This window comes from Rossellomorea orangium, assembly GCF_019334305.1.
GTDB lineage: Bacteria > Bacillota > Bacilli > Bacillales > Bacillaceae_B > Rossellomorea.
Map to the genome: position 1 here is coordinate 147,211 of NZ_JAHWGH010000015.1, position 22,239 is coordinate 169,449.

25 protein-coding genes are annotated in these 22,239 nt (G+C 44.2%); 7 read left to right on the forward strand and 18 right to left on the reverse strand.

Annotated elements, in window-relative coordinates:
- Nucleotides 1–68: 68 nt before the first annotated feature.
- A complete protein-coding gene (locus KYJ26_RS14000) occupies nucleotides 69–1,259 on the reverse strand; it encodes an MFS transporter (protein WP_219168012.1) in 1,191 nt (396 codons plus the stop codon).
- A gap of 544 nt (nucleotides 1,260–1,803) precedes the next feature.
- Here KYJ26_RS14000 and pxpB point away from each other — a divergent pair.
- The 3 genes from pxpB (at nucleotide 1,804) to KYJ26_RS14015 (ending at nucleotide 4,745) form a co-directional block, all read left to right on the forward strand.
- A complete protein-coding gene (pxpB, locus tag KYJ26_RS14005; RefSeq protein ID WP_219168013.1) occupies nucleotides 1,804–2,523 on the forward strand; it encodes a 5-oxoprolinase subunit PxpB in 720 nt (239 codons plus the stop codon).
- On the forward strand, nucleotides 2,520–3,524 hold the full coding sequence (locus KYJ26_RS14010) for a 5-oxoprolinase subunit C family protein (RefSeq protein ID WP_219168014.1): 1,005 nt from the start codon (nucleotides 2,520–2,522) through the stop codon (nucleotides 3,522–3,524). Before pxpB ends, KYJ26_RS14010 begins: the two co-directional genes overlap by 4 nt.
- Before the next feature lie 78 nt (nucleotides 3,525–3,602).
- The gene (locus tag KYJ26_RS14015; protein ID WP_219168070.1) at nucleotides 3,603–4,745 is read left to right on the forward strand and encodes an NRAMP family divalent metal transporter; all 1,143 of its coding nucleotides are present in this window, start codon (nucleotides 3,603–3,605) and stop codon (nucleotides 4,743–4,745) included.
- A 144-nt stretch (nucleotides 4,746–4,889) separates the two neighbouring features.
- Here KYJ26_RS14015 and KYJ26_RS14020 read toward each other — a convergent pair whose 3' ends face one another.
- From KYJ26_RS14020 to KYJ26_RS14040, 5 genes are all read right to left on the reverse strand, one after another.
- The gene (locus KYJ26_RS14020) at nucleotides 4,890–5,087 is read right to left on the reverse strand and encodes a YwbE family protein (RefSeq protein WP_206852419.1); all 198 of its coding nucleotides are present in this window, start codon (nucleotides 5,085–5,087) and stop codon (nucleotides 4,890–4,892) included.
- A gap of 43 nt (nucleotides 5,088–5,130) precedes the next feature.
- Nucleotides 5,131–5,361, reverse strand: coding sequence for an excisionase family DNA-binding protein (locus tag KYJ26_RS14025; protein WP_034760887.1), 231 nt, complete (start codon nucleotides 5,359–5,361; stop codon nucleotides 5,131–5,133).
- Nucleotides 5,362–5,381: 20 nt separating this feature from the next.
- Nucleotides 5,382–6,758, reverse strand: coding sequence for a 23S rRNA (uracil(1939)-C(5))-methyltransferase RlmD (gene rlmD, locus KYJ26_RS14030; protein WP_219168015.1), 1,377 nt, complete (start codon nucleotides 6,756–6,758; stop codon nucleotides 5,382–5,384).
- Between the two features lie 137 nt (nucleotides 6,759–6,895).
- Nucleotides 6,896–7,267, reverse strand: a complete 372-nt coding sequence (locus KYJ26_RS14035; protein ID WP_219168016.1) for a hypothetical protein — start codon at nucleotides 7,265–7,267, stop codon at nucleotides 6,896–6,898.
- A complete protein-coding gene (locus KYJ26_RS14040) occupies nucleotides 7,267–7,572 on the reverse strand; it encodes an antibiotic biosynthesis monooxygenase family protein (protein ID WP_219168017.1) in 306 nt (101 codons plus the stop codon). Before KYJ26_RS14040 ends, KYJ26_RS14035 begins: the two co-directional genes overlap by 1 nt.
- A 257-nt stretch (nucleotides 7,573–7,829) precedes the next feature.
- On the opposite strand from KYJ26_RS14040, the gene KYJ26_RS14045 reads away from it, so the two are divergent.
- A complete protein-coding gene (locus KYJ26_RS14045; protein WP_219168018.1) occupies nucleotides 7,830–8,180 on the forward strand; it encodes a hypothetical protein in 351 nt (116 codons plus the stop codon).
- A 556-nt stretch (nucleotides 8,181–8,736) separates the two neighbouring features.
- On the opposite strand, the gene KYJ26_RS14050 is transcribed toward KYJ26_RS14045, so the two are convergent.
- The 7 genes from KYJ26_RS14050 to KYJ26_RS14080 all read right to left on the reverse strand — a co-directional run bounded on the left by KYJ26_RS14050 (nucleotide 8,737) and on the right by KYJ26_RS14080 (nucleotide 14,063).
- Nucleotides 8,737–9,651, reverse strand: a complete 915-nt coding sequence (locus KYJ26_RS14050; protein ID WP_219168019.1) for a diacylglycerol kinase — start codon at nucleotides 9,649–9,651, stop codon at nucleotides 8,737–8,739.
- Nucleotides 9,652–10,017: 366 nt separating this feature from the next.
- Nucleotides 10,018–10,815, reverse strand: coding sequence for an arylamine N-acetyltransferase (locus tag KYJ26_RS14055; RefSeq protein ID WP_257475046.1), 798 nt, complete (start codon nucleotides 10,813–10,815; stop codon nucleotides 10,018–10,020).
- 14 nt (nucleotides 10,816–10,829) lie between these two features.
- Entirely contained in the window at nucleotides 10,830–11,609 is a 780-nt protein-coding gene (locus KYJ26_RS14060) for a class I SAM-dependent methyltransferase (protein WP_219168020.1), read from the reverse strand.
- 373 nt (nucleotides 11,610–11,982) lie between these two features.
- Nucleotides 11,983–12,363: a helix-turn-helix domain-containing protein gene (locus KYJ26_RS14065; RefSeq protein ID WP_219168021.1), complete on the reverse strand. Its 381-nt coding sequence runs from the start codon at nucleotides 12,361–12,363 to the stop codon at nucleotides 11,983–11,985.
- Nucleotides 12,364–12,544: 181 nt separating this feature from the next.
- The gene (locus KYJ26_RS14070) at nucleotides 12,545–13,111 is read right to left on the reverse strand and encodes a thioredoxin family protein (protein ID WP_219168022.1); all 567 of its coding nucleotides are present in this window, start codon (nucleotides 13,109–13,111) and stop codon (nucleotides 12,545–12,547) included.
- A 393-nt stretch (nucleotides 13,112–13,504) separates the two neighbouring features.
- Nucleotides 13,505–13,669 (reverse strand): hypothetical protein, encoded by a 165-nt coding sequence (locus KYJ26_RS14075; protein ID WP_179884839.1) that lies wholly within the window; start codon nucleotides 13,667–13,669, stop codon nucleotides 13,505–13,507.
- The gene (locus KYJ26_RS14080; protein WP_219168023.1) at nucleotides 13,635–14,063 is read right to left on the reverse strand and encodes a DUF4257 domain-containing protein; all 429 of its coding nucleotides are present in this window, start codon (nucleotides 14,061–14,063) and stop codon (nucleotides 13,635–13,637) included. The genes KYJ26_RS14075 and KYJ26_RS14080 overlap by 35 nt, the downstream gene beginning before the upstream one ends.
- A 101-nt stretch (nucleotides 14,064–14,164) precedes the next feature.
- On the opposite strand from KYJ26_RS14080, the gene KYJ26_RS14085 reads away from it, so the two are divergent.
- Nucleotides 14,165–14,320: a hypothetical protein gene (locus tag KYJ26_RS14085; RefSeq protein WP_206852436.1), complete on the forward strand. Its 156-nt coding sequence runs from the start codon at nucleotides 14,165–14,167 to the stop codon at nucleotides 14,318–14,320.
- A 73-nt stretch (nucleotides 14,321–14,393) separates the two neighbouring features.
- On the opposite strand, the gene KYJ26_RS14090 is transcribed toward KYJ26_RS14085, so the two are convergent.
- The 4 genes from KYJ26_RS14090 to gatC form a co-directional block, all read right to left on the reverse strand.
- Nucleotides 14,394–16,022: a M4 family metallopeptidase gene (locus tag KYJ26_RS14090; RefSeq protein ID WP_374939767.1), complete on the reverse strand. Its 1,629-nt coding sequence runs from the start codon at nucleotides 16,020–16,022 to the stop codon at nucleotides 14,394–14,396.
- A 308-nt stretch (nucleotides 16,023–16,330) separates the two neighbouring features.
- On the reverse strand, nucleotides 16,331–17,761 hold the full coding sequence (gene gatB, locus KYJ26_RS14095; protein WP_219168025.1) for an Asp-tRNA(Asn)/Glu-tRNA(Gln) amidotransferase subunit GatB: 1,431 nt from the start codon (nucleotides 17,759–17,761) through the stop codon (nucleotides 16,331–16,333).
- Between the two features lie 12 nt (nucleotides 17,762–17,773).
- Nucleotides 17,774–19,234, reverse strand: a complete 1,461-nt coding sequence (gene gatA, locus KYJ26_RS14100) for an Asp-tRNA(Asn)/Glu-tRNA(Gln) amidotransferase subunit GatA (protein WP_219168026.1) — start codon at nucleotides 19,232–19,234, stop codon at nucleotides 17,774–17,776.
- 12 nt (nucleotides 19,235–19,246) lie between these two features.
- Complete coding sequence (gatC, locus tag KYJ26_RS14105) at nucleotides 19,247–19,537, reverse strand: Asp-tRNA(Asn)/Glu-tRNA(Gln) amidotransferase subunit GatC (protein ID WP_219168027.1); 291 nt, start codon at nucleotides 19,535–19,537, stop codon at nucleotides 19,247–19,249.
- 635 nt (nucleotides 19,538–20,172) lie between these two features.
- Here gatC and KYJ26_RS14110 point away from each other — a divergent pair.
- Both KYJ26_RS14110 and KYJ26_RS14115 read left to right on the forward strand, forming a co-directional pair.
- Nucleotides 20,173–20,529: a cupin domain-containing protein gene (locus KYJ26_RS14110; protein ID WP_219168028.1), complete on the forward strand. Its 357-nt coding sequence runs from the start codon at nucleotides 20,173–20,175 to the stop codon at nucleotides 20,527–20,529.
- Nucleotides 20,530–20,601: 72 nt separating this feature from the next.
- Nucleotides 20,602–21,666 (forward strand): AbrB family transcriptional regulator, encoded by a 1,065-nt coding sequence (locus KYJ26_RS14115; RefSeq protein ID WP_219168029.1) that lies wholly within the window; start codon nucleotides 20,602–20,604, stop codon nucleotides 21,664–21,666.
- Here the strand turns inward: KYJ26_RS14115 and KYJ26_RS14120 are convergent.
- Nucleotides 21,663–22,112 carry a YueI family protein gene (locus KYJ26_RS14120; protein WP_374939766.1) on the reverse strand — a complete coding sequence of 150 codons (450 nt, stop codon included), beginning with the start codon at nucleotides 22,110–22,112 and terminating at the stop codon, nucleotides 21,663–21,665. The two genes, KYJ26_RS14115 and KYJ26_RS14120, sit on opposite strands and share 4 nt — an antisense overlap.
- Nucleotides 22,113–22,239: the final 127 nt, after the last annotated feature.

The following is a 22,239-nucleotide window of genomic DNA, read 5'->3' on the forward strand; positions in this document are numbered from 1 at the left end:
CGAAAGGCTTTGATGCCCATTCAAAACAGATAGTCCTTTATACTTACCACCGTTCAGGCGCCCTCAAACTAAGAGGAGGTCTGGTGAGAGAACTTTTTGTGTTTACGCCCTTCGAGTATGGCCACTGCCATGGCAATCAGTAAGAACAGGCTAGAGATTTGGAACAGTACGCCTGTCTCGACATACTGAGCCAAGACGCCGAATACTAATCCGCTCAACCCGATTCCAAGGTCAATGGAGGAGAAAAACATGCCGTTCGCCACTCCCCGTCTATGATCGGGAGTCATGGACAATGTCCACGATTGAAGAGTGGGTATCAGTGACCCGAATCCAACCCCAAACAAAATGCCGGATACGACGATCAGGAAATCAGAATGAGCATAGGATAGCGTCCACATCCCGATGAAGGTTACCGCGATGCAGAATAGCACAAGCCCCTTAGGTCCCCGTTCATCAAACCATTTACCGGCAATCGGCCTTGATAAAGAGGCCATGATTGCGTTACACAAATAGAATAAGAAGATATGCTGAATGCCACGCTCTTCCCCAAAGATGACGATGAAGGTCACGATCGACCCATACCCAAACGTCACCATGATCGTAATGAAAGCCGGGAACCAGCTCGATTTCTCGATTAGAGAGCCAAGATAAGAAAATTTCAAGTCTTCCTTTTTTGTTTCTTCAACCACTTGCGGCGTCTGGTAATGCACGATGCCCAACAAGATGATAGCAATGACACCAAGTACGCTTGATGTGATGATCAAATTCGTGAAAGTTGTCACCTGGAATAAATAGATTCCGAGACTCGGAGCAATGATCATCCCGATTGTAATCGACAAGCCATAATACCCCATCCCTTCACCCAAACGGGATTTGGGCACCACGTCCACCGCTGCCGTTCCGTTGACCGTTGTCGACCAGCCCCACGCAAGTCCGTGGACAAAACGGAATAATAAGAAGATAAAAACCACACTGGATAATGGATAGATCACCGTGATCGCCAATAAGGAGATGACCCCGATTAATACGAGGGGCTTCCTATCCCTGTATTCCAACATAAAACCAATAAACGGCCGGCTTAGCACAGCACCGATCGAAAATAACGTCGTCACCAACCCGATTTCAAGCCCCGAAGCCCCAATCGATTTAATATAAGGCGGAAGCGTCGGAATCAACATCTGAAACGACATAAACACAAACAAATTCCCCACCATCAACATAATAAAAGACCTCGTCCATAAAGGATCCTTCACCTTCATGAAAAAACCTCCCTTCCCATCTATCACACTTCATTATTTAATGAAGTTATTATTTCGGATTACTAAATAATAGCACACAAAACACAATTGCGATACGATTTAAAACAACGGAATGATGTAAGTTTCTGACAAAATATGAGAAACAATATTTCCTGAATCGCTGCGTTTAAAATCATTATTATAAGGAAAATTATTCTTAACCGTTTTTTGGCTCATTCCGGGTAGAGAAGGGCAACCGAAAGAGCAAATTCATTTGCTCCTTTCGGTTGCCCTTCTCTACCCGGCCTTTCAGCTTAAGCTGAAAGGCGTGTAAAACGTACGTTTTACACGAATGAGCCAAAAAATGACTACAGTCACATTAGGTTCAAAGTCTTAATCTCACCCAATCCATCTGCTATTTCCCAACCTTTTATTGAAAACACAAAGAATTATACTATAATAACAACATGGCCAAAATTTCTGAATAATCTTATTTGCGCGGCCACTCTTACATAATTATTTTTCAGTATTAATAATCATACAAAACAAGAATGGAGGTAATCCTGTGAATCATACAATACGCCCATCAGGCGATCACGCAGTCGTAATCCAATTAGGAAGCTCAATACAGCAAGAAACTCACGAACATGTGAAAGCGGTAACAAATCTGTTCGAAAACCAAACACCAAACTGGCTTGTGGAATACGTCCCTGCCTTTACGACTGTCACACTCTATTATGACCCGATAAAAATCATCGAATCCCATAAGCCCTTTCAGAATACGTTACCCTATACAGTCGTCTGTTCTGAAATCGAACACATGCTTTCTCACTTGACGCTGACAGAACAAGTCGAAGCCCGAATCATCGACATCCCCGTCTGTTATGGTGGCGACTTCGGACCAGACCTTGAAGAAGTCGCCAATCATCACCGAATGTCCACTGAAGAAATCATTAAAAAGCATAGTAATGGAGACTATCTAGTATATATGATCGGCTTCGCTCCCGGCTTCCCTTATATCGGAGGCATGTCTCCGGAAATCGCAACCCCCCGAAAGAAATCGCCTCGCCTGAAAATACCGGCTGGCTCAGTGGGAATCGCAGGGGAACAAACCGGGGTATATCCCATCGAAACACCTGGTGGATGGCAGCTGATCGGACGTACACCTTTAAACCTATTCAGACCGGATCACGACGACTCCCCAAGCTTACTCCAAGCGGGAGACCGGATCCGTTTCAAGCCGATCACACTTGAAGAATATAAAGCATTGGAGGAGGAACAATGATTAATGTCATCAAACCCGGCCTCCTATCCACCATCCAGGACTCAGGAAGGTTCGGCTTTCAAAAATATGGTGTCATCGTAAGCGGAAGCATGGATCCACTCGCCCACAAAATCTCGAATCTTCTTGTCGGGAACGGGGTGGACGAAGCTGTCCTTGAAATTACATTGATGGGACCAGTCCTTAAATTCGAGGAAACCACCCTGATTTCAATCTGTGGAGGAGATCTTTCTCCAACCATTGATGGGAATCCCGTTCCTTTAAGAAGGTCGCTGTTGATCAAAGCCGGCAGTGTCCTTAAATTCGGGGCATGCACAAACGGGTGCCGCAGTTACCTGGCGGTTGCAGGCGGATTTAATGTTGACACCGTCATGAACAGTAAATCCACATATGTAAGGGCCGGTATCGGAGGATTGAATGGACGTCCCCTTCAGCCAGGCGATACCCTGGAAGCAGGAACAATTACCAAAGAATCCGCCAATATGATCGACTATTTACTACCGTATCTAGAACACAGTGACTTCACAGAGATCGATTGGTCGATCTCATCTGAATTCATCTCGTCCTATCATCAGAAGAAAGTCATTCGAGTGATCCCGGGTACGGAATATCATTTATTCTCTGAAGAAAGCCGCGAACGATTTTTTAACGAAGCCTTTAAGGTTTCTTCTCAATCAGACCGGATGGGATACCGACTGGAAGGTCCGTCCCTAAAGCTTCAAGAAGAATTCGATCTAATATCGGAAGCGGTGGTATTTGGGACGATTCAGGTTCCGTCGGATGGTAAGCCGATCATTCTCCTGGCTGATCGACAAACAACAGGCGGCTATCCGAGGATAGGATATATTGCTTCGGTGGATCTTCCCCTCATTGCTCAAACAAAGCCTGGGGAAGAGATCAGTTTCACTATGGTCTCCCATGAAGAGGCTCAAGAACTGTACATAGACCGCGAACGACAATTAAGCCATTTGAAGCAAGGAATCGCCTTGAAATTCACCTCTTAATATAACCATGACAGCAAAGGAGCGAAACACTTGAAGAAAAAATCGAACTTCAGTCTTTTATTAGGAGCCGCGTTCCTGATGGCGACATCCGCCATCGGGCCAGGCTTCCTGACTCAAACAACCGTGTTCACCGAGCAGCTTGCCGCAAGCTTCGGTTTCGTCATCTTAGTATCCATTCTCATCGATATCGGTGCTCAGTTGAATATTTGGCGCATCATTGCCATTTCGGAAAAAAGGGCACAGGATATCGCCAACGATGTTTTGCCTGGATTGGGCTACTTCCTTGCCATTCTAATCGTCGCCGGCGGCTTGGCTTTCAACATCGGAAACATTGCAGGAGCGGGCCTCGGAACGAACGTCCTGTTTGGTATTTCTCCTGAGATGGGCGCATTGTTCAGTGGAATCGTCGCTGTCGGGATCTTCCTTGTGAAGGAAGCTGGCAGATTGATGGATCGGTTCGCCCAGATCCTTGGATTCTTGATGATCATTCTTACGGTATACGTCATGTTTACTGCGAATCCACCTGTCGGGGAGGCCGTAACGAAAACATTTGCTCCGGATACCATTGATTTCCTTGCCATTATCACACTGGTCGGCGGGACCGTTGGGGGATACATTACATTCGCCGGGGGTCACCGATTGTTAGAGGCGGGGGTAACAGGGAAACAAGCACTTCCTGAAATCACGAAAAGCTCCGTTTCAGCTATCGGGATTGCTTCCATCATGCGAATCTTCCTATTCCTTGCTGCATTGGGAATCGTAGCACAAGGGTTCACATTGGATCCGTCCAACCCCCCTGCCTCTGTATTCCAGCTGGCTGCTGGGGATATCGGCTACAAGATGTTCGGAATAGTCATGTGGTCTGCCGCTGTTTCTTCCGTCGTAGGAGCAGCCTATACATCGGTATCCTTTATCAGGACATTCAGTCCCCTTTTGGAAAAGTATCATAAATGGCTGATTGTCGGCTTCATCACAGTATCTACCCTTGTATTCGTGGTTGTTGGTAAACCGGTCGCCATCTTGATCCTGGTCGGTTCTCTTAATGGATTGATCCTTCCGATCGCATTGGGCGTCATGCTGATTGCCGCTCATAAAGCTAAAATCGTCGGTGACTACAAGCATCCGGTTTGGATGACTATATTCGGTGTATTGATCGTCGTAGCCATGTCCTATATGGGTGTGTACTCGTTGATTCAAGGCATTCCGAAGTTATTTAGTTAAGCAAAATGGAAAGACCTCAATCCCATGAGGAGATCGAGGTCTTTTTTGTGTCAGCTGACTTTTTTGTACCCGGTACAATCCAATCAAAATGTACCAGGTACATCACTTTTCAAGACATAGAAAAAAAGAGACCCCAACGGCCTCTTATTTCTGGATAATATGTTTCACACGGCCAACCTGTCCATCTGTTAATCGGACTTTGATTCCGTGTGGATGATTCGGTGAATTGGTTAGAATATCTTTCACAATCCCACGTGTCAGTTTATCTGTTCGCTGGTCTTTTTTCAGGACGATGTCCACTTCAAGACCCGGTTTAATATTGGAACGCTGTTGTCCGCTCATTGTATTCTCCATTTCTTCAGTTGATTTCTTGAATCACAAAGGATTAGTCTTCATCCTTAACATCGATATCTTCAGGGATCGGTTCACTTAGATATTCTGCGAGCTGCCGCTTCATTTTTTCCATTTGCTCGAGATGCTGATTGAATTGATCCCGGTATAGTAAATATTGTTCCCCGTCATGAACCGCACGTATTTTTCTTTGTTGGACGAGGCTTTCGATGTACGATTCGGGAAGTGATAAATATTCAGCTGTTTCTTTAATGGTGAGATACATTGGTTTAATCCCTCACTTTGTTATTCGACTAACTCGATCTTCGCAACGGCTTCACAGTGCATGGTCTGAGGGAACATATCAACAGGTTGAACCTCTGTTGTTTTATATCCCCCATCTTCCAGGATTCTAAGATCCCGGGCAAGTGTCGCAGGATTACACGATACATAGACGACACGCTTAGGCTTCATGGCAAGGATTGTATCCAGAAGTGCTTCATCACAGCCCTTTCGTGGAGGATCCACAACAAGAACGTCCGCTTTAACCCCTTCTTTATACCAATCGGGAATAACCACTTCCGCAGGGCCCGCTTTGAATTCCACATTCTGCATATCATTCAACGCAGCATTTTGCTTTGCGTCTTCAATCGCCTGAGGGACAATTTCGACTCCGAACACCTTCTTGGCCTTTTGAGCGAGGAAAAGGGAGATCGTCCCAATTCCGCAATACGCATCAATGACCGTTTCTTCTCCTTGTAAATCCGCATACTCTAATGCTTTATCATAAAGCACTTTCGTTTGTTCCGGATTCACCTGATAGAAAGATCTTGCGGAGATCGCAAATTTAACATCCCCGATATAATCGTGGATGACGTCTTCTCCCCATAGAACAGTGGTGCTGTCTCCCATGATCACGTTTGTCCTTTTAGGGTTCACATTTTGAACGATTGATTTCAATCCTTCAATATTTTCGGTAAGAGCTTCAACGATGGCCTTCTTATGAGGAAGCTCAGGCGTCCGCGTGACCAGTACCACCATAACTTCACCCGTCGTATACGCCGTCCGGGTCATAATATGGCGCAGCGTCCCTTTATGGCTCTTTTCATCATAGGGACGGACCTCAAGTTTCTCGCATATATCCTTCACATGTTGGATCACTTCATCATTTTTTTCATATTGAATGATACATTTATCCATATCGATAATTTCATGACTCCGCTTTTGATAGAACCCGGCTACAAACCGCCCGTCCTTTTCCCCTACAGGGACCTGGGCTTTGTTGCGGTAGCGCCACGGTTCTTCCATTCCAAGGACCGGGTGTACGCTGACATCATGAAGTTTCCCGATACGCTGCATCACGTCACGGACATTCTTTTCCTTCGCTTCCAACTGACCTTCATAGGTCATATGCTGGATCTGGCATCCTCCGCATTCCTTGTATATCGGACATGGAGGTTCCTGGCGAAACGGACTTTCCTTCGTGCGTTCTGACATTCTCCCGAAACCGTATCCTTTGCTCGTTTTCACGACCTTTACCTGACCTTCTTCTCCTGGAAGGGCATTGGGAACGAATAATGGGTAACCGTCTACTTTGGTGACACCATTTCCGTCATGGGTCAGATCTTCAAATACGGCTTTATCTATATAATCATTTTTTTGAACGGGTGCTTTTTTACTCACGGTTATCTTCCTTTACGAATTCCTTTTTAAGACTCTACTGATTGTACCATAAATGGGGAAGGAGAATGAAATGGTTGGAGGTCCGTCCCTCTCTGTGTAAAAAAAGCATCGAACACTGTGGTCCGATGCTTCTGCTTTCATGTTGAAGGGAGATTTTCTCTGTCTGCGGTACGGATGGATTCGATTGCCTGTTTCAGATAAAGCTCGAAGGTCTTACCCTTTTCAACATCGGTCTCGTCTAGGGATTCCATGATACAGTTGAAATTATCAATGAGGTGATCTGATTTCATCCCCCTGCTGACCAACACACTGTTCAGCCAAAGGGCATAATCGGAAAATACCTTCGCTTCACCTACATCTGCAGCGGACTCCAGATAATTGAAGTGATGGATATTATCCTCGTAGCACTTCTTTCTTCCGGCTTCCCCGAACCTTTCGTCCAATTCAGGATAGCGCTCATACAACTTTTCAACTGCTATATCTATGACATTTTTATACTTATTATCCATTAGTACGCCACCACCTTGTAACGATCGATGGATGGAATGATAGAAGCCAGCTCTTGATCAGGATATTTCTTTTCCAGATCATGAATACGCTTATAGTCTTCACTCTTCACCCAGGTCATAAAGTGCTCCTTCGTATCCCATTCCATATGGACCGTGATCTCTCCCGGTTTTTTATCATTTTGAAGGAGAAGGAACCTCTGAAATCCTTCCGCCTCATCCACAAGACCTGAACGGGAATGATAGATTGAAATTACTTCCTCCGCCTTTTCATCAGGAACTACAAATGTTGAATGTACGATATACATTGAATTCACCCTTCTTAGTGGCACATTATCCGATATGCTTTTTATTCACTGTAACACAATCCTTCCGTGCCAGGGAATACAAAATTTAACAGGCAACTACTGATTCTCACCTTATAAGACAATCGATTTAGAAATTAAACAGATTCAAGTAGTATTTCATTTTACTTGATAGTATGTTAAAACTTACCGCGTTTCATCCGATCTACAAAGGGTACAATGGTATGTGCAACAATTCTAGAAAGAGAAGGTAGATAAATATGAACCCAGACATCATAGTGAACCTTATACTCGTCGGAAATGTCTTCCTTGGAGTTTTATTTGCTCTCAAGTCGAGAAGATGGTGGCTTCCTTATATATTGATCGGACTCACCTTTTTGACTTTAACCTTTGGATTCGGGATATCCCTTTTGCTTAATAAAGAATCGATCCTGGCTTATTTATTCGTGTTCGTGGTGGGGCAATTGATCTGGGTCTTTGCCTTTGTGATCATCGCCCACATCTTATCATGGGTTGTCAGGAAGGTTCCTTTCCGTCATAAGCAGCAAATTGGGTGGGGATTTTTAATTGGATTCCCTTTGACTTTTTTTGTGTTTTTACTTGTCAATTGATTTCAGGACGAATATATAGATTAAACGTGGTTTTTAAGCAGCGAGTAGCAGTTGATTTCCGCTCCAGGTGCTCGCTTTCCGCGGGGCGTGAGTTGAGCCTCCTCGGCTAGAAGAGGTGTCCTTCCCTTGTCCAGCTCCGGCGGCTAGCCCCTCGAGGTCATAAGCTAAATGGTCCAAGAAGGCAAAAAACGCCTTCCCAGCCCATTCATCTTATGCTTGTCGGGGCTGAGCAAGCCGCCTCCGCTTTTCGTTGTTTCCCGCAGGAGTCGAGCACCTTCCGCTCCAATCAACGGAGTTTTTTATCTAAATTGCTTGATTTTATGTCTATTCATTTAGCTCTGTTACGGCAAACTTGTATAGAGGATGAGGAGAACTGCATAAACTCATGGCGAGTTCCCGGAAGCGCACTGTGCTTAGAAGACGTGGTCGATCGGTAGCTGCAATCAGGAGCAGTTCCCCTCACTCTCCTGCAAACACTCTATGACAGAGCAGGTGCAAATCATAGTCATTGTTAACATAAAAAAAGGAATGCCACCACGGCATTCCTTTTTTTATATTATTCAGCTTTATCTTCCGGGCGGATCTTATCAAGTGGAACGAATACTTGGAGATGACGATAGAGGTTCTCGAATTCTGCAGGGAGGACTCCTCCAAGCTCACCGTCTACATTGAGCTGCACCTTTTCTTTCGCCTTGATTTTAATTCGATTGGCCTGGGTGTAAATGACGTTCGGGTCATTTACGTGTTCGCCGCGTACTGCCAGGGACGCGATACGGATAAATTCTGCCAGATTCGTTTTCTTCAGAATCAGGAGAGAAAATAAGCCATCATTGATTGAAGCATCCGGAGCCAGTTTCTCGAACCCCCCCACCGAGTTGGTCAGTCCGATCAGGAAGAGCATTGCTTCTCCTTCAAATAGCTTTCCGTCATATTCGATCGATACGTCTGTCGGCTTGATGGAAGGCAGCATTTCAATCCCTTTTAAGTAATAAGCAAGCTGTCCCATCATGGTTTTCAGCTTACTCGGCACTTCATAGGTCAATTCAGTGATTCTTCCACCGCCTGCGATATTGATGAAATAACGTTCATTCATGCGTCCGATATCGACGGGGATGGTTTCACCTTTCGTAATCACATCTATGGCAGAACTGATATCCTTTGGAATGTGCAGGGCCCGGGCGAAGTCATTGGTTGTTCCCATCGGAACGATTCCAAGCTTCGGACGGTAGTCCTGTTCGGCCAATCCATTGACGACTTCGTTTAACGTACCGTCCCCACCGGCAGCCACAACGATATCATATTGCCGTTCAACAGCAATGCGTGCCGCTTCGGTCGCATCCCCTTCACATATGGTCGCGTGTACAGAGGTTTCATAACCTGCCTGCTCAAGCTTGATTAATACTTCAGCCAAGTGCTTTTTAAAAAGCTCCCGTCCCGAAGTAGGATTGTATATAATTCGTGCTCGTTTCATACCCATCATCCTAATCTGTATTAATTCAGAAAAACTCGTCCATTTATATAACATCTTTTAACATCATATACCAAATTAAATTATTCATGCAAAATGTGTTGTAAAGGCAGGATTATTTCAAATCGTCCACCGGTCAATATCATAACTCTTTTCAGTGGAAAAATCTAATGAAATATGAAATTCCCCATCCAGATAATGGTCTTTCGATGAGATTGTCAAAAATAATACATAAATGGAATCAGGGCGAAAACCCGCGCGTTTTATACTATTTTATGATATGGGATCCTGAATTAGAGTAGTCCCATTGCCCCAAACATGAACACAACCAAAAAGCCGTACAGAATATCATCCCGATATTCTGTACGGCTATGGAAATAGCTTAATGTTCCGCTTTTGTAAGAACTGGATGGATTCCTCGAGAGAATGCATATCAAAATGGTAGACTTCACCGATGACATCTTTCCATTTATCGATATCCTTCATGTGATATTCCCGAATATTCCGGTAGGTCATCACCTTCAACGTCTGGTTACGCAGGAAGTAGCACTGATTACCCTGAAAACGGACGGCCGTGATCCTCCTCATGGTGATATTATCATCTGAATCCATGTAGGAAGCTTGAATATCCGATTCCAATTCGTCTTCCTCAAGCGGAACCCACTCGATGGTCTTTTTCACAAACGTCTTCCCATTTGAACGGCGATCCACTTCAAATTCCCGGATATCTTTCTGGGTGAAAATGATCTCCTCCCCAAACCCGTGAAGAAGATGCCTCTGCCTTGCTTCAAGCTCGACAGGCTTCATGATGGGAGAACCGTATCCCACATCAACATACAGCTTCCGGTTATCAATCGATATCATCAATCCCAGGTGACCAGGATTCACTCTGACAAATTGACAGTGAAAGCCTAACTCTTTCAATAGCCTGCCGAAGTTGATGTTTAAAGTAAAGCAGGTTCCTCCCCACCCTTTCAGGTGAAGGTTTTCGGCGAATGTCTCTAACGAGGGCACGAAGGATTCCCCTTTGGAAAAATAATAAAACTTACTGAACGTTTCATAGGGAATCCGTATTAAATGCTGTTGGATCAGCCGCTGCAAATAGTTTAAAGTCGGGGTCTCAATATCCATATTTAAGTAATCTACATATTTCTTTACTGCTTCCAATCCGATCACTCTTTCTACTTTTTCATCAGGCAGACTGTAAACTGGTGCTGAAGAGTAAACTCCTGGAGGGAATCGTAACGCCTGGATAAGAAGGTATGTAATGATTGCAGTAATCCTTCTTTCTCCGTGTCATCCAAGTGAGAAAGCCAGTAAAGGGATCCCACACGATCGCACCAGGACTGCAAGGTAAAATCGACCATATAGGAAAAGGTATAAAAATCCTTAATCGTAAAATCAGCCTGCTGCCATTCTAACAACCACTCCACGGGAAATCCATTTACCTGACCCGCAGGATCAGCTTTTGTATCGGGGAGTGTCATATCGACATGTTCATTTAAGAATGTCATCGTGTCCTGCACGACTTCATGGGTCATAAGGAAGCTTGAATCACTTACAATGAACGTTCCATTATCCTTCAAAATCCGCTTGATTTCATGGATTGCTTTCGTCCGATCGAATAAATCCCAGCTTCTGTGGATCATCGTAATATCATAATAGTTGTCCGGCAAATTCGTTGATTCAGCCGTCCCCGTCAGATATGGGATTTCCAAGTAAAGTTTACTTTCCAACGTCTTGGCTGTTTCCCTCATGTCAATCGAAGGCTCGACACCTATGACCTCGGCTCCACGCTTATGAAGCTTTCTGGTCAGGCTGCCCGTACCCGAACCGATTTCAGCCACTTTCCTACCTTCCCACACAATTCCCCTTACCTTCAACGTATCAAAGAAACGGTGTGGAATATCATCACAAGACGCAGCGTAACGGGAGGTCACATTACCAAAATTCACTGTCATTCACTCTCTTCCCCTATCATAATTGATTTTCACTCTACTGAACGTTACGATTTCATGTCAACTCCATCACAAATCCGACTGCCCGAACAGCCATCATACCTGCTGCCATGCATACCTACTACATTCTGTATCCCCGAGAGAAATTCCTGCAGAGGGACGGACCTTGATGCTCTTTATATCGTCATAATATTGCTTCTATTAAACTAACGTTTACTATATGAAATTATCCTATTATGTACGGTATTAAACCTTGTTGGATATTATATTTCTATCATTTAATCCGGGGGAATAGCTGCGAAACAGAGGTCCGTCCCTAAAAAAAACGGTCATCTGAGATGACCGTTTGAGAAGACCGTTTGGTATGTGGTGTTCTTTAGTTGTTTGCTCCTGCTGCGATCCGCTTTACGTTTTGTTCGGCGGTTTTGGTCAGGTCTGGAGTGAATCCGTTTTTCATCCGTTGATTTTCTTCATTGAAGTAGTCTTGTACTTCCTGGTCAAATTCTATTTCAATAAGTTCACGAATGTCTGTAATTCTAAGGGCGATCATGATGGATACAAGATGAGCGACCGTTAAGGATTTCTTCTTGAAGTTCACTAACTCATTGATCGTCGCTACTCTTAATCCTGTTAAGCGATGGAGATCGCCTTGAGTCAATCCTCTTTCGCGCAGGATCTCTCCCAATTTAATGTGAATTTTATGGGGAAATTTATTTAGCGCTTCTATTACTATCGTATTTGTCTTTTGGTGAATCATGATGCTTCAACTCCTCATCCTATACCATATTAACGTGAATATAGACATTCGTGAACCGGCAATAAATACCATGCCAACGGGTATTTATTACCATTTCATTTTGAGTACAGGATTGAAGCACCCTATCCTTAAAAAAAGAAGGCTCGGAATCTTCCGAAGCCTTCCTTTTATTTCAAACGACTTACATCAATACGTTTTGAACCAGACTTGTCTTCAAGCTATCGTACACTTCCTGCCATACCCCTCTATCCTTACAGTATTGAGAGGTCAGGCGTTGAATCATTTCTTTCTGCTTTTCAGGGAAAAGCTCATGATCCTTCGGTGGAAGCTTGGCCCGCTCATCATCCACGATCTTCTTCACCATAGGCGCTCTCGGGCCCCACACCAGCTTTTCATTTCCTTCTTGATCGATGAAAATGAATATTGGGATCGCCCTGGACGTTCCGTTGGTTAAATACTGATCCATCAATTCGAGGTTCTCGTCCCGCAGTATCATTCGAACCTCCAGATTTGCCGCCTCCGCCACGTTCAGAAGGATCGGGATATTCAGCATGGCATCCCCACACCAATCCTCTGTTATCACTAAGACACGTAATGAGTGCCCTCCAAGTTGATTCAACACTTCTACATCCTCCACGGGAATTCTAAAGCCCTTCCGGATGGTCTCTGTATTTTCTTTATGCACATTCATATTATCTATGTATTCACTTGATGTCATACCTTTTTCAAACCATTGTTCCAAGTTCATTCTTCTTCCTCCTCCAGAGGTTCACATAACGGTGAATCACTATCCGCTACTCTCTCTAGCATATTCATATTTCTTTTCATCCACAAGGGAAATCCGCTTAAAATTTCAATTGTACGATTATGCCTGTAGGAATATAATATAAGAAAAGCAACTCTGTGAACAGGTGCCAATGAACTGCTCCCTGACGAAGCTCATGAAAAAAGGAATAGCTGCGTTACGCTACTCCTATAACCTATCTTCCAGAGGGGGCGGAAATAGGTAAGTATGGAAAAGAGATATATCTTTCATACATCTTTTTTTGACAGAAAAAAAGCTGACTCAATTGTCAGTTTCATCCTCACATTTTTCGGTTAAAATAAATGATTATAGGACGACTCTTTCCATTGAACCATCTTAAACATCCTGTGATTTCTCAATTATTTTTGCCACTTTATTGTAGTAGTAGTTCAGCTCGACTAGGCTATCTGCCTCCTTCAGTCTCTTTAGATAGTGGTTCGCTTTTTCATAGTCTTCTGGTGGCAGTTCAACCTTGATTCTTTTTTTCTTCCACTTCGCCAACAGGTTTCACCTCATTATGGTTTGTAGATCCTCCCTTAGAGGTCGGTTCGAGCTGATAATGAGATAGCTCTTGAATATAGGTTGCTTTGGTACTTGCTAAATTCTGTTCAATTTTTCTGGTGATAACGGAACTTCCCCCGATCCCTGATAATAAACTAATGTAGATCACATACCAGATCGGTACTGTATCCACTACCGGTAACACGGACAGATACCCTGCCAGGACCCCTATGATAATATCCTTCGTTGAGCCAAAGAGATAATGTTTTTCACCTTGATCATCAATAAATTTTCTTGGAAAAGTGAAATGACCATTTTTGAAAACCAGAATATGTCCTAAGCCTCCAATACCACCCATCAACATTGGCAACAAGATCACTTCGAATAAGGACATTCTATCCACCCTCTGGAATCATTTACTAATATTATATATTATTTACAGAAAATTCAGAATAGATAATTGGACGCAATTTTGTCCACTAAAGGAGCGCCATTATGAGAAAAATTGTGATGAAAGTCTCGTCTGTCGACAAACTTCGATTCCAAAATTACATGATGCAGTTAAAGAGAGCTGAATCAAAGGTTGAAGCCGATACGTATTACCGCTTAGCTAAACAGATCCTTGAGAAGGCAAAAAGGAAGCAAGTCTAACATCGTCATTTTGGATCGAGGTTCATATAAAGAAAAAGAAGAGCCATTACAGCCCTTCTTCCTCTCGCCACATTTAGTTGACACCTACCGCGTTATACGCAGCATTCACGCTTGCCACCTCGGCACTTCCTGCTCCATATAAATCAGTAGCCGCTTGTACTGCCGCCGAACGAAGCTGACTGAAGTTTGATGTTGGTGTTAAATATTGAGTCAGGGCACGGTAATAAATCTTCCCTGTCTTAGCCGTTCCGATCCCTGTCACCTTCACACCGTAATGTGTGCCACCTTGACTTAACAGATAAGCCGCTTTATTTCCGATTCCACTGTTGATGTGAACTCCTCCGTTGTCCTGCGTCCCTGTGTATCTTACAGAATAGTGGTCTGGATCTCCGTATTTAGCCGGATCAGACATGGAGCGAAGTGCATCTCCACTTTTATTCGGTGTATAGATATCTTCCCCGATTTCCCAATCAGGATTATTATTGGCATCGAATTCTACCAATGTTCCAAAAATATCGGACATGGATTCATTAATGGCACCTGACTCATTTTGATAGATCAGATCTGCTGTCGTATCCGTTACGGCATGCGTCAGCTCATGGGCAATGACATCAAGTCCACCTGATAATGATACGAATGTAGAACCATCCCCATCACCGTATACCATCTGCTGCCCATTCCAAAATGCGTTATTATAGTTTCGGCCATAATGGACCGTTGACTTCAACGCTGCACCATTTCCGTCATAGCTATTTCGGTTATGGGTATTTTTATAATAATCGTACGTGGTTCCCGCATAATAATGTGCATCGACAGCGGCTGCGTCGTAGCTGGCGTTAAACACATTATCGCTGTCTGCCCACAGTGAGCCAGGAAGACGTGTGCGGTTTGATGCGTCATATGTGAAAATCCCATTCCCTCTCGTACGATCTTGTAAATAATAGGTTGAAGAAGAAAGGTACGTATTGAGTGATTTCGTATCTCCTAATACTCCCTTACCAGAACCGACAGTGTCCGTCCCTCCAGCGGCTCCCCCACCGCCGCCCGGCTTACCGGCTCCTTTACCTGCTTCATGGATCTCATTCACTTTGCCAAGGATATCACCTGTGACAGCATCCACGAAATAGTTCCAGTTTCCTGGCTCAGGTGCAAGGAAATTATAGTTTACGAGATAGGCATAATGCGCTTCCCCGTCTTTCACATAGATCACTGAATCAGATTTAGGGGCGTATTCATAATCAGGCTGACTGCCTACTGCCTTAATCAAATCCTTTTCAGCTGTTGACACGGCTTCTTTTTTAGATAGTTTCTTCGTTTGTTTCAGGTTTTGTTTCTCATCCAGGTTCGCCGCAGGTGCCCCCGATAATGCTGTGAGAACTCCTTTTTTATTTACGTGGGCAGTCAGAACAGATCCATAAACGGGAGTTCCTTTATACACCTGCTGAATGCGAAGGTATGTAAATCCTAAGTCATCTTTCTGCTTTTCTATTACTTTGAAGGATAATTTTGAATCCCCTTTAAACTTGAAAGTTTTTTGTTTTTCCGTTAAGTAGTCAAATACGATGGTTTCCGGAGCCTTTGAAGATGCCTTCGTTAATTGACCTGAAATAAATTGAGGAGTCCCCACCTGTGAATTGAAATTCACTTTCTCACTCACACTCGGAGCTCCAAATGCTTCTTGTGCCAATACCGGACTCATCATCAATCCTGCTGTTAATCCTAATGCAACGACTTTTTTCTTCAATTACAACACCTCTTTATAAGAATTTTCAAACTATTTAAAACATTACATATACTATAATACAAGCATTATCCACTTCGAACGAGCCCAAAGACCTATAACTCATATTTTTCAACCTCGGGTTAAACGTCCTATACAAAACCCTTAATAATCACTCAAATCAGGAAAACTTGAACAAAAAGAGGGACGGACCTTGAAATTTTCAAGGTCCGTCCCTAAAAAAGCCCTCTGAGAGCACATAGTTCTCAGAAGGCTTTGCTATTCTATCATTAACGTTTTTGAATTTCCTGAAGCAATAATTTATTGACAAGCGGCGGGTTGGCCTGGCCTTTTGTCGCTTTCATGATTTGACCGACAAGGAATCCGATGGCACGGTCTTTCCCGTTCTTGAAGTCTTCGATGGATTGTGGATTTGCATCCAATGTTTCCGTCACAATCTTGAGTAGTGCACCTTCGTCAGAGATTTGAACAAGACCTTTATCTTTCACGATTTGTTCAGGATCTCCACCGTTTTCCACCAATTCTTTAAACACTTTCTTCGCAATCTTGGAAGAAATCGTGCCTTTTTCGATCAGCTTGATCATTCCGGCAAGGCCTTGAGGTGTCAGCTTGACCTCTTCAAGCTCCTTCTGCTGTGCATTTAGGTAAGCAGACACTTCACCCATCAGCCAGTTGGACGCTAGCTTCGAATCTGCACCTGCTACAACAGTCTCTTCAAAGAAATCAGACATTTCCTTCGTCAAAGTCAGAACCATGGCATCATATGCAGGCAATCCCATTTCTTCCACATAACGCTTTTTACGCTCATCTGGAAGCTCAGGGATCTCAGCACGGATGCGGTCCATCCATTCTTGATCGATGTGAAGATGTAAAAGATCAGGTTCAGGGAAGTAACGGTAATCATCCGATCCTTCTTTGACACGCATAAGGATGGTTTTACCCGTTGATTCATCGAAACGAAGCGTCTCCTGTTGAATCAACCCTCCAGATAGAAGTACTTTCTCCTGACGGACGATTTCATACTCCAATCCTTTTTTTACAAAGTTAAATGAGTTGAGGTTCTTAAGCTCGGCTTTCGTTCCGAACTTCTCCTGACCGATTGGACGCAGGGAAATATTGGCGTCACAGCGAAGTGATCCTTCTTCCATCTTACAGTCGGAAACCCCTGTGTATTGGATGATGGATTTCAGCTTCTCAAGATACGCATATGCCTCTTCCGGTGTACGGATGTCCGGCTCAGATACGATCTCAATCAGAGGTGTTCCCTGACGGTTATAGTCGACAAGGGAATAACCGTCACCTGAGTGAGTCAGTTTCCCTGCATCTTCCTCAAGGTGAAGACGGGTGATCCCGATTCGTTTCTTCTCACCATTCACTTCGATCTCGATCCATCCATTTTCACCGATCGGCTTGTCAAATTGAGAGATTTGGTACGCTTTCGGGTTATCCGGATAGAAATAGTTTTTTCGGTCAAACTTTGTATCCGTGGCGATTTCACAATTCAATGCGATGGCCGCCTTCATTCCGAACTCAATGGCACGCTTGTTTACCACCGGAAGAACACCGGGATAGCCAAGGTCGATCACGTTTGTATTTGTGTTCGGCTCTGCTCCGAAGTGGTTCGGCGCCGGAGAGAACATCTTACTGTCCGTTTTTAATTCTACGTGGACTTCTAGTCCGATTACTGGTTCAAAGTTCATTGATTTCACCCCTTACAGTTGTGGTCTTTTTGTATGGAAATCTGTCGCTTGCTCAAATGCATGAGCGACGCGATAAATCGTGCTTTCGTCAAAATGCTTTCCGATGATTTGAAGACCTAGCGGAAGTCCTGTTGAAGAGAATCCACAAGGTACTGAGATTCCCGGTACCCCTGCAAGGTTCACTGGAATCGTTAAAATATCGTTCGCATACATCGTTAATGGATCATCGATTTTTTCACCGATTTTGAAAGCCGGCGTCGGTGTTGTAGGTCCGATGATGACGTCATATTTCGCAAATACATCTTCAAAGTCTTTCTTGATCAACGTACGCGCCTGTTGAGCTTTCTTATAATAAGCATCATAGTAACCGGAGCTTAAAGCAAACGTTCCAAGCATGATACGACGCTTCACTTCGTCCCCGAAGCCTTCCGCACGTGTCTTCTTATAAAGATCAAGAAGGTTCTCTGCGTTCGGCGTACGGTAGCCGTAACGAACACCGTCGAAACGGGCAAGGTTGGCAGACGCTTCAGAAGAAGCTAACAAGTAGTAAGTAGACACACCGAATTTAGAATGCGGAAGAGAAACTTCTTCCCATGTCGCTCCCATGCCTTCCAATACTTTAAGTGAAGCAAGCACAGCTTGACGGGCTTCTTCCCCGACACCTTCACCTAAGTATTCTTTCGGTACAGCAATTTTAAGCCCTTTTACATCGCCTGTAAGAGCCTCCGCATAATTCGGAACCTCCACATTGGCTGAAGTCGAATCATTCGGATCAAGTCCAGCGATGGCTTGCAGTAAGTACGCGTTATCCTCAACGTTACGAGTGATTGGTCCGATTTGGTCAAGAGATGAAGCAAATGCCACAAGCCCGAAACGGGATACACGTCCGTATGTCGGTTTTAATCCGACAGTACCCGTGAATGCGGCCGGCTGGCGGATCGATCCACCAGTATCGGAACCTAATGAAAATGGTACTTCCCCTGCTGCAACGGATGCTGCGGAACCACCTGAAGATCCACCTGGGACCGTTTCAAGATTCCATGGATTGCTCGTCTTCTGGAAACCGGAGTTTTCAGTAGATGAACCCATCGCAAACTCATCCATATTCAATTTACCGATCGTGATCGTATCGGCACTATGTAATTTATTGATGACCGTCGCATCATAAATCGGATTGAAGTTCTCAAGGATTTTACTTGCACAAGTGGTACGAAGACCTTTTGTGACGATATTATCTTTGATCCCGATCGGCATTCCGAAAAGAAGACCTTTACTTTCATCCGTCCCAAGTTTGGAATCCATTTCCTTCGCTTTACTGCGGGCATTCTCTTCATCCAGTGTTAAAAATGCCTTTACTTTATCTTCAACGGCGTCGATTCGTTTGTACGACTCGTCTACCAGATCTGTGACAGAAACTTCTTTCTTATGTAAAAGCTCATGAAGCTCTGATAATTTATGGTCAAATAATGACATGAGGTCCCCTCCTTAGTCCAAGATCGATGGAACGCGAACTTGTCCATCTTGTTTGTCTGGTGCGTTCTTCAATACTTCTTCACGTGGCAGGCCTTTAACAGGCTTATCTTCACGCATCACATTCTTCATATCCAGTACGTGACTTGTTGCTTCCACATTCGATGTATCCAATTCATTCAGCTGCTCGGCAAACCCGATAATCGCATCCAGCTGGGTCGTAAACTTCTTCGCTTCATCTTCAGTGATGGCTAGTCGTGCAAGGTGCGCAACATGCTTCACCTGCTCTTCAGAAATTCTAGACATCTTCTTCACCTCCGTATATGTTCGAACACTCACAATACTATTGATAATACCAAAATTCGCTTCATGAAAGCAACTATGATACGGGTTGTCCATACTTCCCTCCATTCTACCACGAAATCAGTGAAGGGTGTGATTTTATGAGGGACGGACCTTGGGTGGGAGTATCTGAATAAATGATAAACATTTAGTTGAGCTCGATGTGTGGGTCGGTCACGCATACTGATGATGGTCCGGTCCCGTGATTCGGAACTTTTTCCTGGGTGAATCATGCGGAGGGCAAATGATCGTGCCGGATTTCACATTTTCTTTTTTTATAAAGCTTCCTACTCCTGCAATAGGATGAAAAAAACGTCTATTTGAGTAACTCCGATCCAAATATTGATGAAATCCCTTATGCAGAAGAGACTTTATGGAGAATTAATGAAAGGAAGACTGTCAATATGGTCCAGTACGAGGAGGATTGCGTCATTTCAGGCTTTGATTGCGTCATTTTCACGCTTAATTGCGTCGTTTTTTTATTTATTGCGTCATTATTATGTATAATTGCGTAACTTCCCATAAAATGGATAAATCTAACCTTCAATATAAAGGATTTCCCAACCCCATATCGAACCTATACTTTAAGAGGTGATTCCATGAAAATATACAGCTTCAAACAAAATACCGGAAAATCCGTTCAAAAATTCAACAGTCAAAATGTGACGATCCATCCTTTACTAAAGCCTGATGAGCCATTTCAGATCGGATACTTTTATTTAGAAGCAAACAGTGTACTGGGAATGCATCCCGCCATGTGCGATCAGCTTCTGATGATTACGTCGGGAAGTGGTTGGGTCAGGATTGAAGGAGAAGATAAGATTGAGGTCGAACCGGGAATGGCCGTGTTCTGGCAGAAAGGCGAAATGCATGAATCCGGCTCAGATACAGGTATGACAGCCATTGTAGCTGAGGGCAGCAGACTTGATCCCGAACGATATCTCACTCTGGGATAAGCGGACCAGTTGCTTCCATTCTCCCGTTTGATTACCCTTAAATAGAGTACATATATCGAAAGGGTTGTCTACATGTATCCTATTCTATCAGCCTTAATAGCAGGGATCATAGGCGGAGCGGTTTTCACCCTCCTCCATCTTCCCCTCTCATGGCTGCTCGGTTCGATGGTTTCGGTCTTTCTAATCAACAAATGGACAAAGCTTGAACTTGCCTGGCCATCATACTTCCGGGATATTGGGTTGGTCATTGTCGGCTATACCATCGGGCAGTCCTTCAGCAAGCAAACCATGATTGAAATCTTCACTCAGCTACCGTCCATGCTGGCAACAACGGTTACCCTTATCGTTTTCAGCATGATCCTGGCTTATATTACATCGCACATGACAGGGATCGGTCTGCCCTCGACCATTACCGGCAGCATTCCCGGTGGACTTTCACAAATGGTGGCTCTTGGAGAAGAGATGAGGAATATCGACTTGACGGTCGTCACGATCCTACAGGTCATCCGACTTCTGTCTGTCATCTTTGTCGTACCGTTCCTTGTGTTCAGTCCACTCCTGGCCGGCGAAAGAGCAGGGACCGGAACTGCCGCACAGTCGTTTGAGCTACCTGTTATTCAATGGGGGTTCGTCCTTTTTTTCACGATCGCTGTCGCAGCAGGCATTTTGGCTAAAAAAATTCACTTGCCCACCCCTGCCTTACTTGGTCCGATATTGGTGATCGGAGGCTTCATGGTGGCTGAATGGCCGGTTCCCCATATGCCAGGTCTTCTCATTATCCTGGCACAGCTATCTTTAGGCATTTACTTTAGCTTCATGATGAATTTCTCGTCATCGGGATCGATGGGCAAGTTTATCATATGGTCGTTATTTACTTCTCTCTGCCTGCTTTTATGCTGTGCAGGTCTCAGTGTGCTATTAAGCCGATGGCATGACATATCATTCCTGACCGCATTTATCAGCCTGGCCCCCGGTGGCATGGCCGAAATGGCACTGGTCGGGCAAGCTGTCGATGCCGACCTTTCCATCATTACGGGGTATCATTTATTCCGTATCCTGTTCATTCTTTTCGTCATCCCGGTCATGTTGAAAGGATTGTTCAAGCTTTCCATTTTCCAAAAGGGCAAACACAATTAGAAAAGCTTATTTTTAATTGATGAAAGTAGGCTTTTCTTTTGCTTCGGCTTAGATTCGCTGACTTTTTCACTTTGTTTTTGTACATAGATCTCTTCTAGATCAATGGCATGATCATAGGCGAGAACGAGGCCGATTTCCGTTTCGATATCCTTATTGGTGACCATGGAAAACGGAATATGATGCGCATCGGCAAGCTTGATGTATTTTGATAAAAAGGTATAGCTCATATTTCCATTCAATAAAAGCTTCGCATCAGGATGCTGCTTCATCCGATCCTGAACTTCCTTATATACTCCCTTTTCCCTCACCTGACTTTGGGTCAGAGCGATGACGATCCGCTCTCTGAGGCTACCAAGAAACTTCCTTCTTTCATCGGGCTTGGTTTGCTTCTGACCGTACATTCCGTTTTCCAGATAATCATCTATGCTTGGTTTACTCAAAAACACTGCACCTCCAAAACGTCTTAATACAGTTTCCCCTACACTATATGTTTACATGTGTCCATTTGGTTCTGTCCCATTTTCTCTTAAGGAGATACTTTCAGGCAACTAAAAGGGTCCGCTCTTCAAAGTG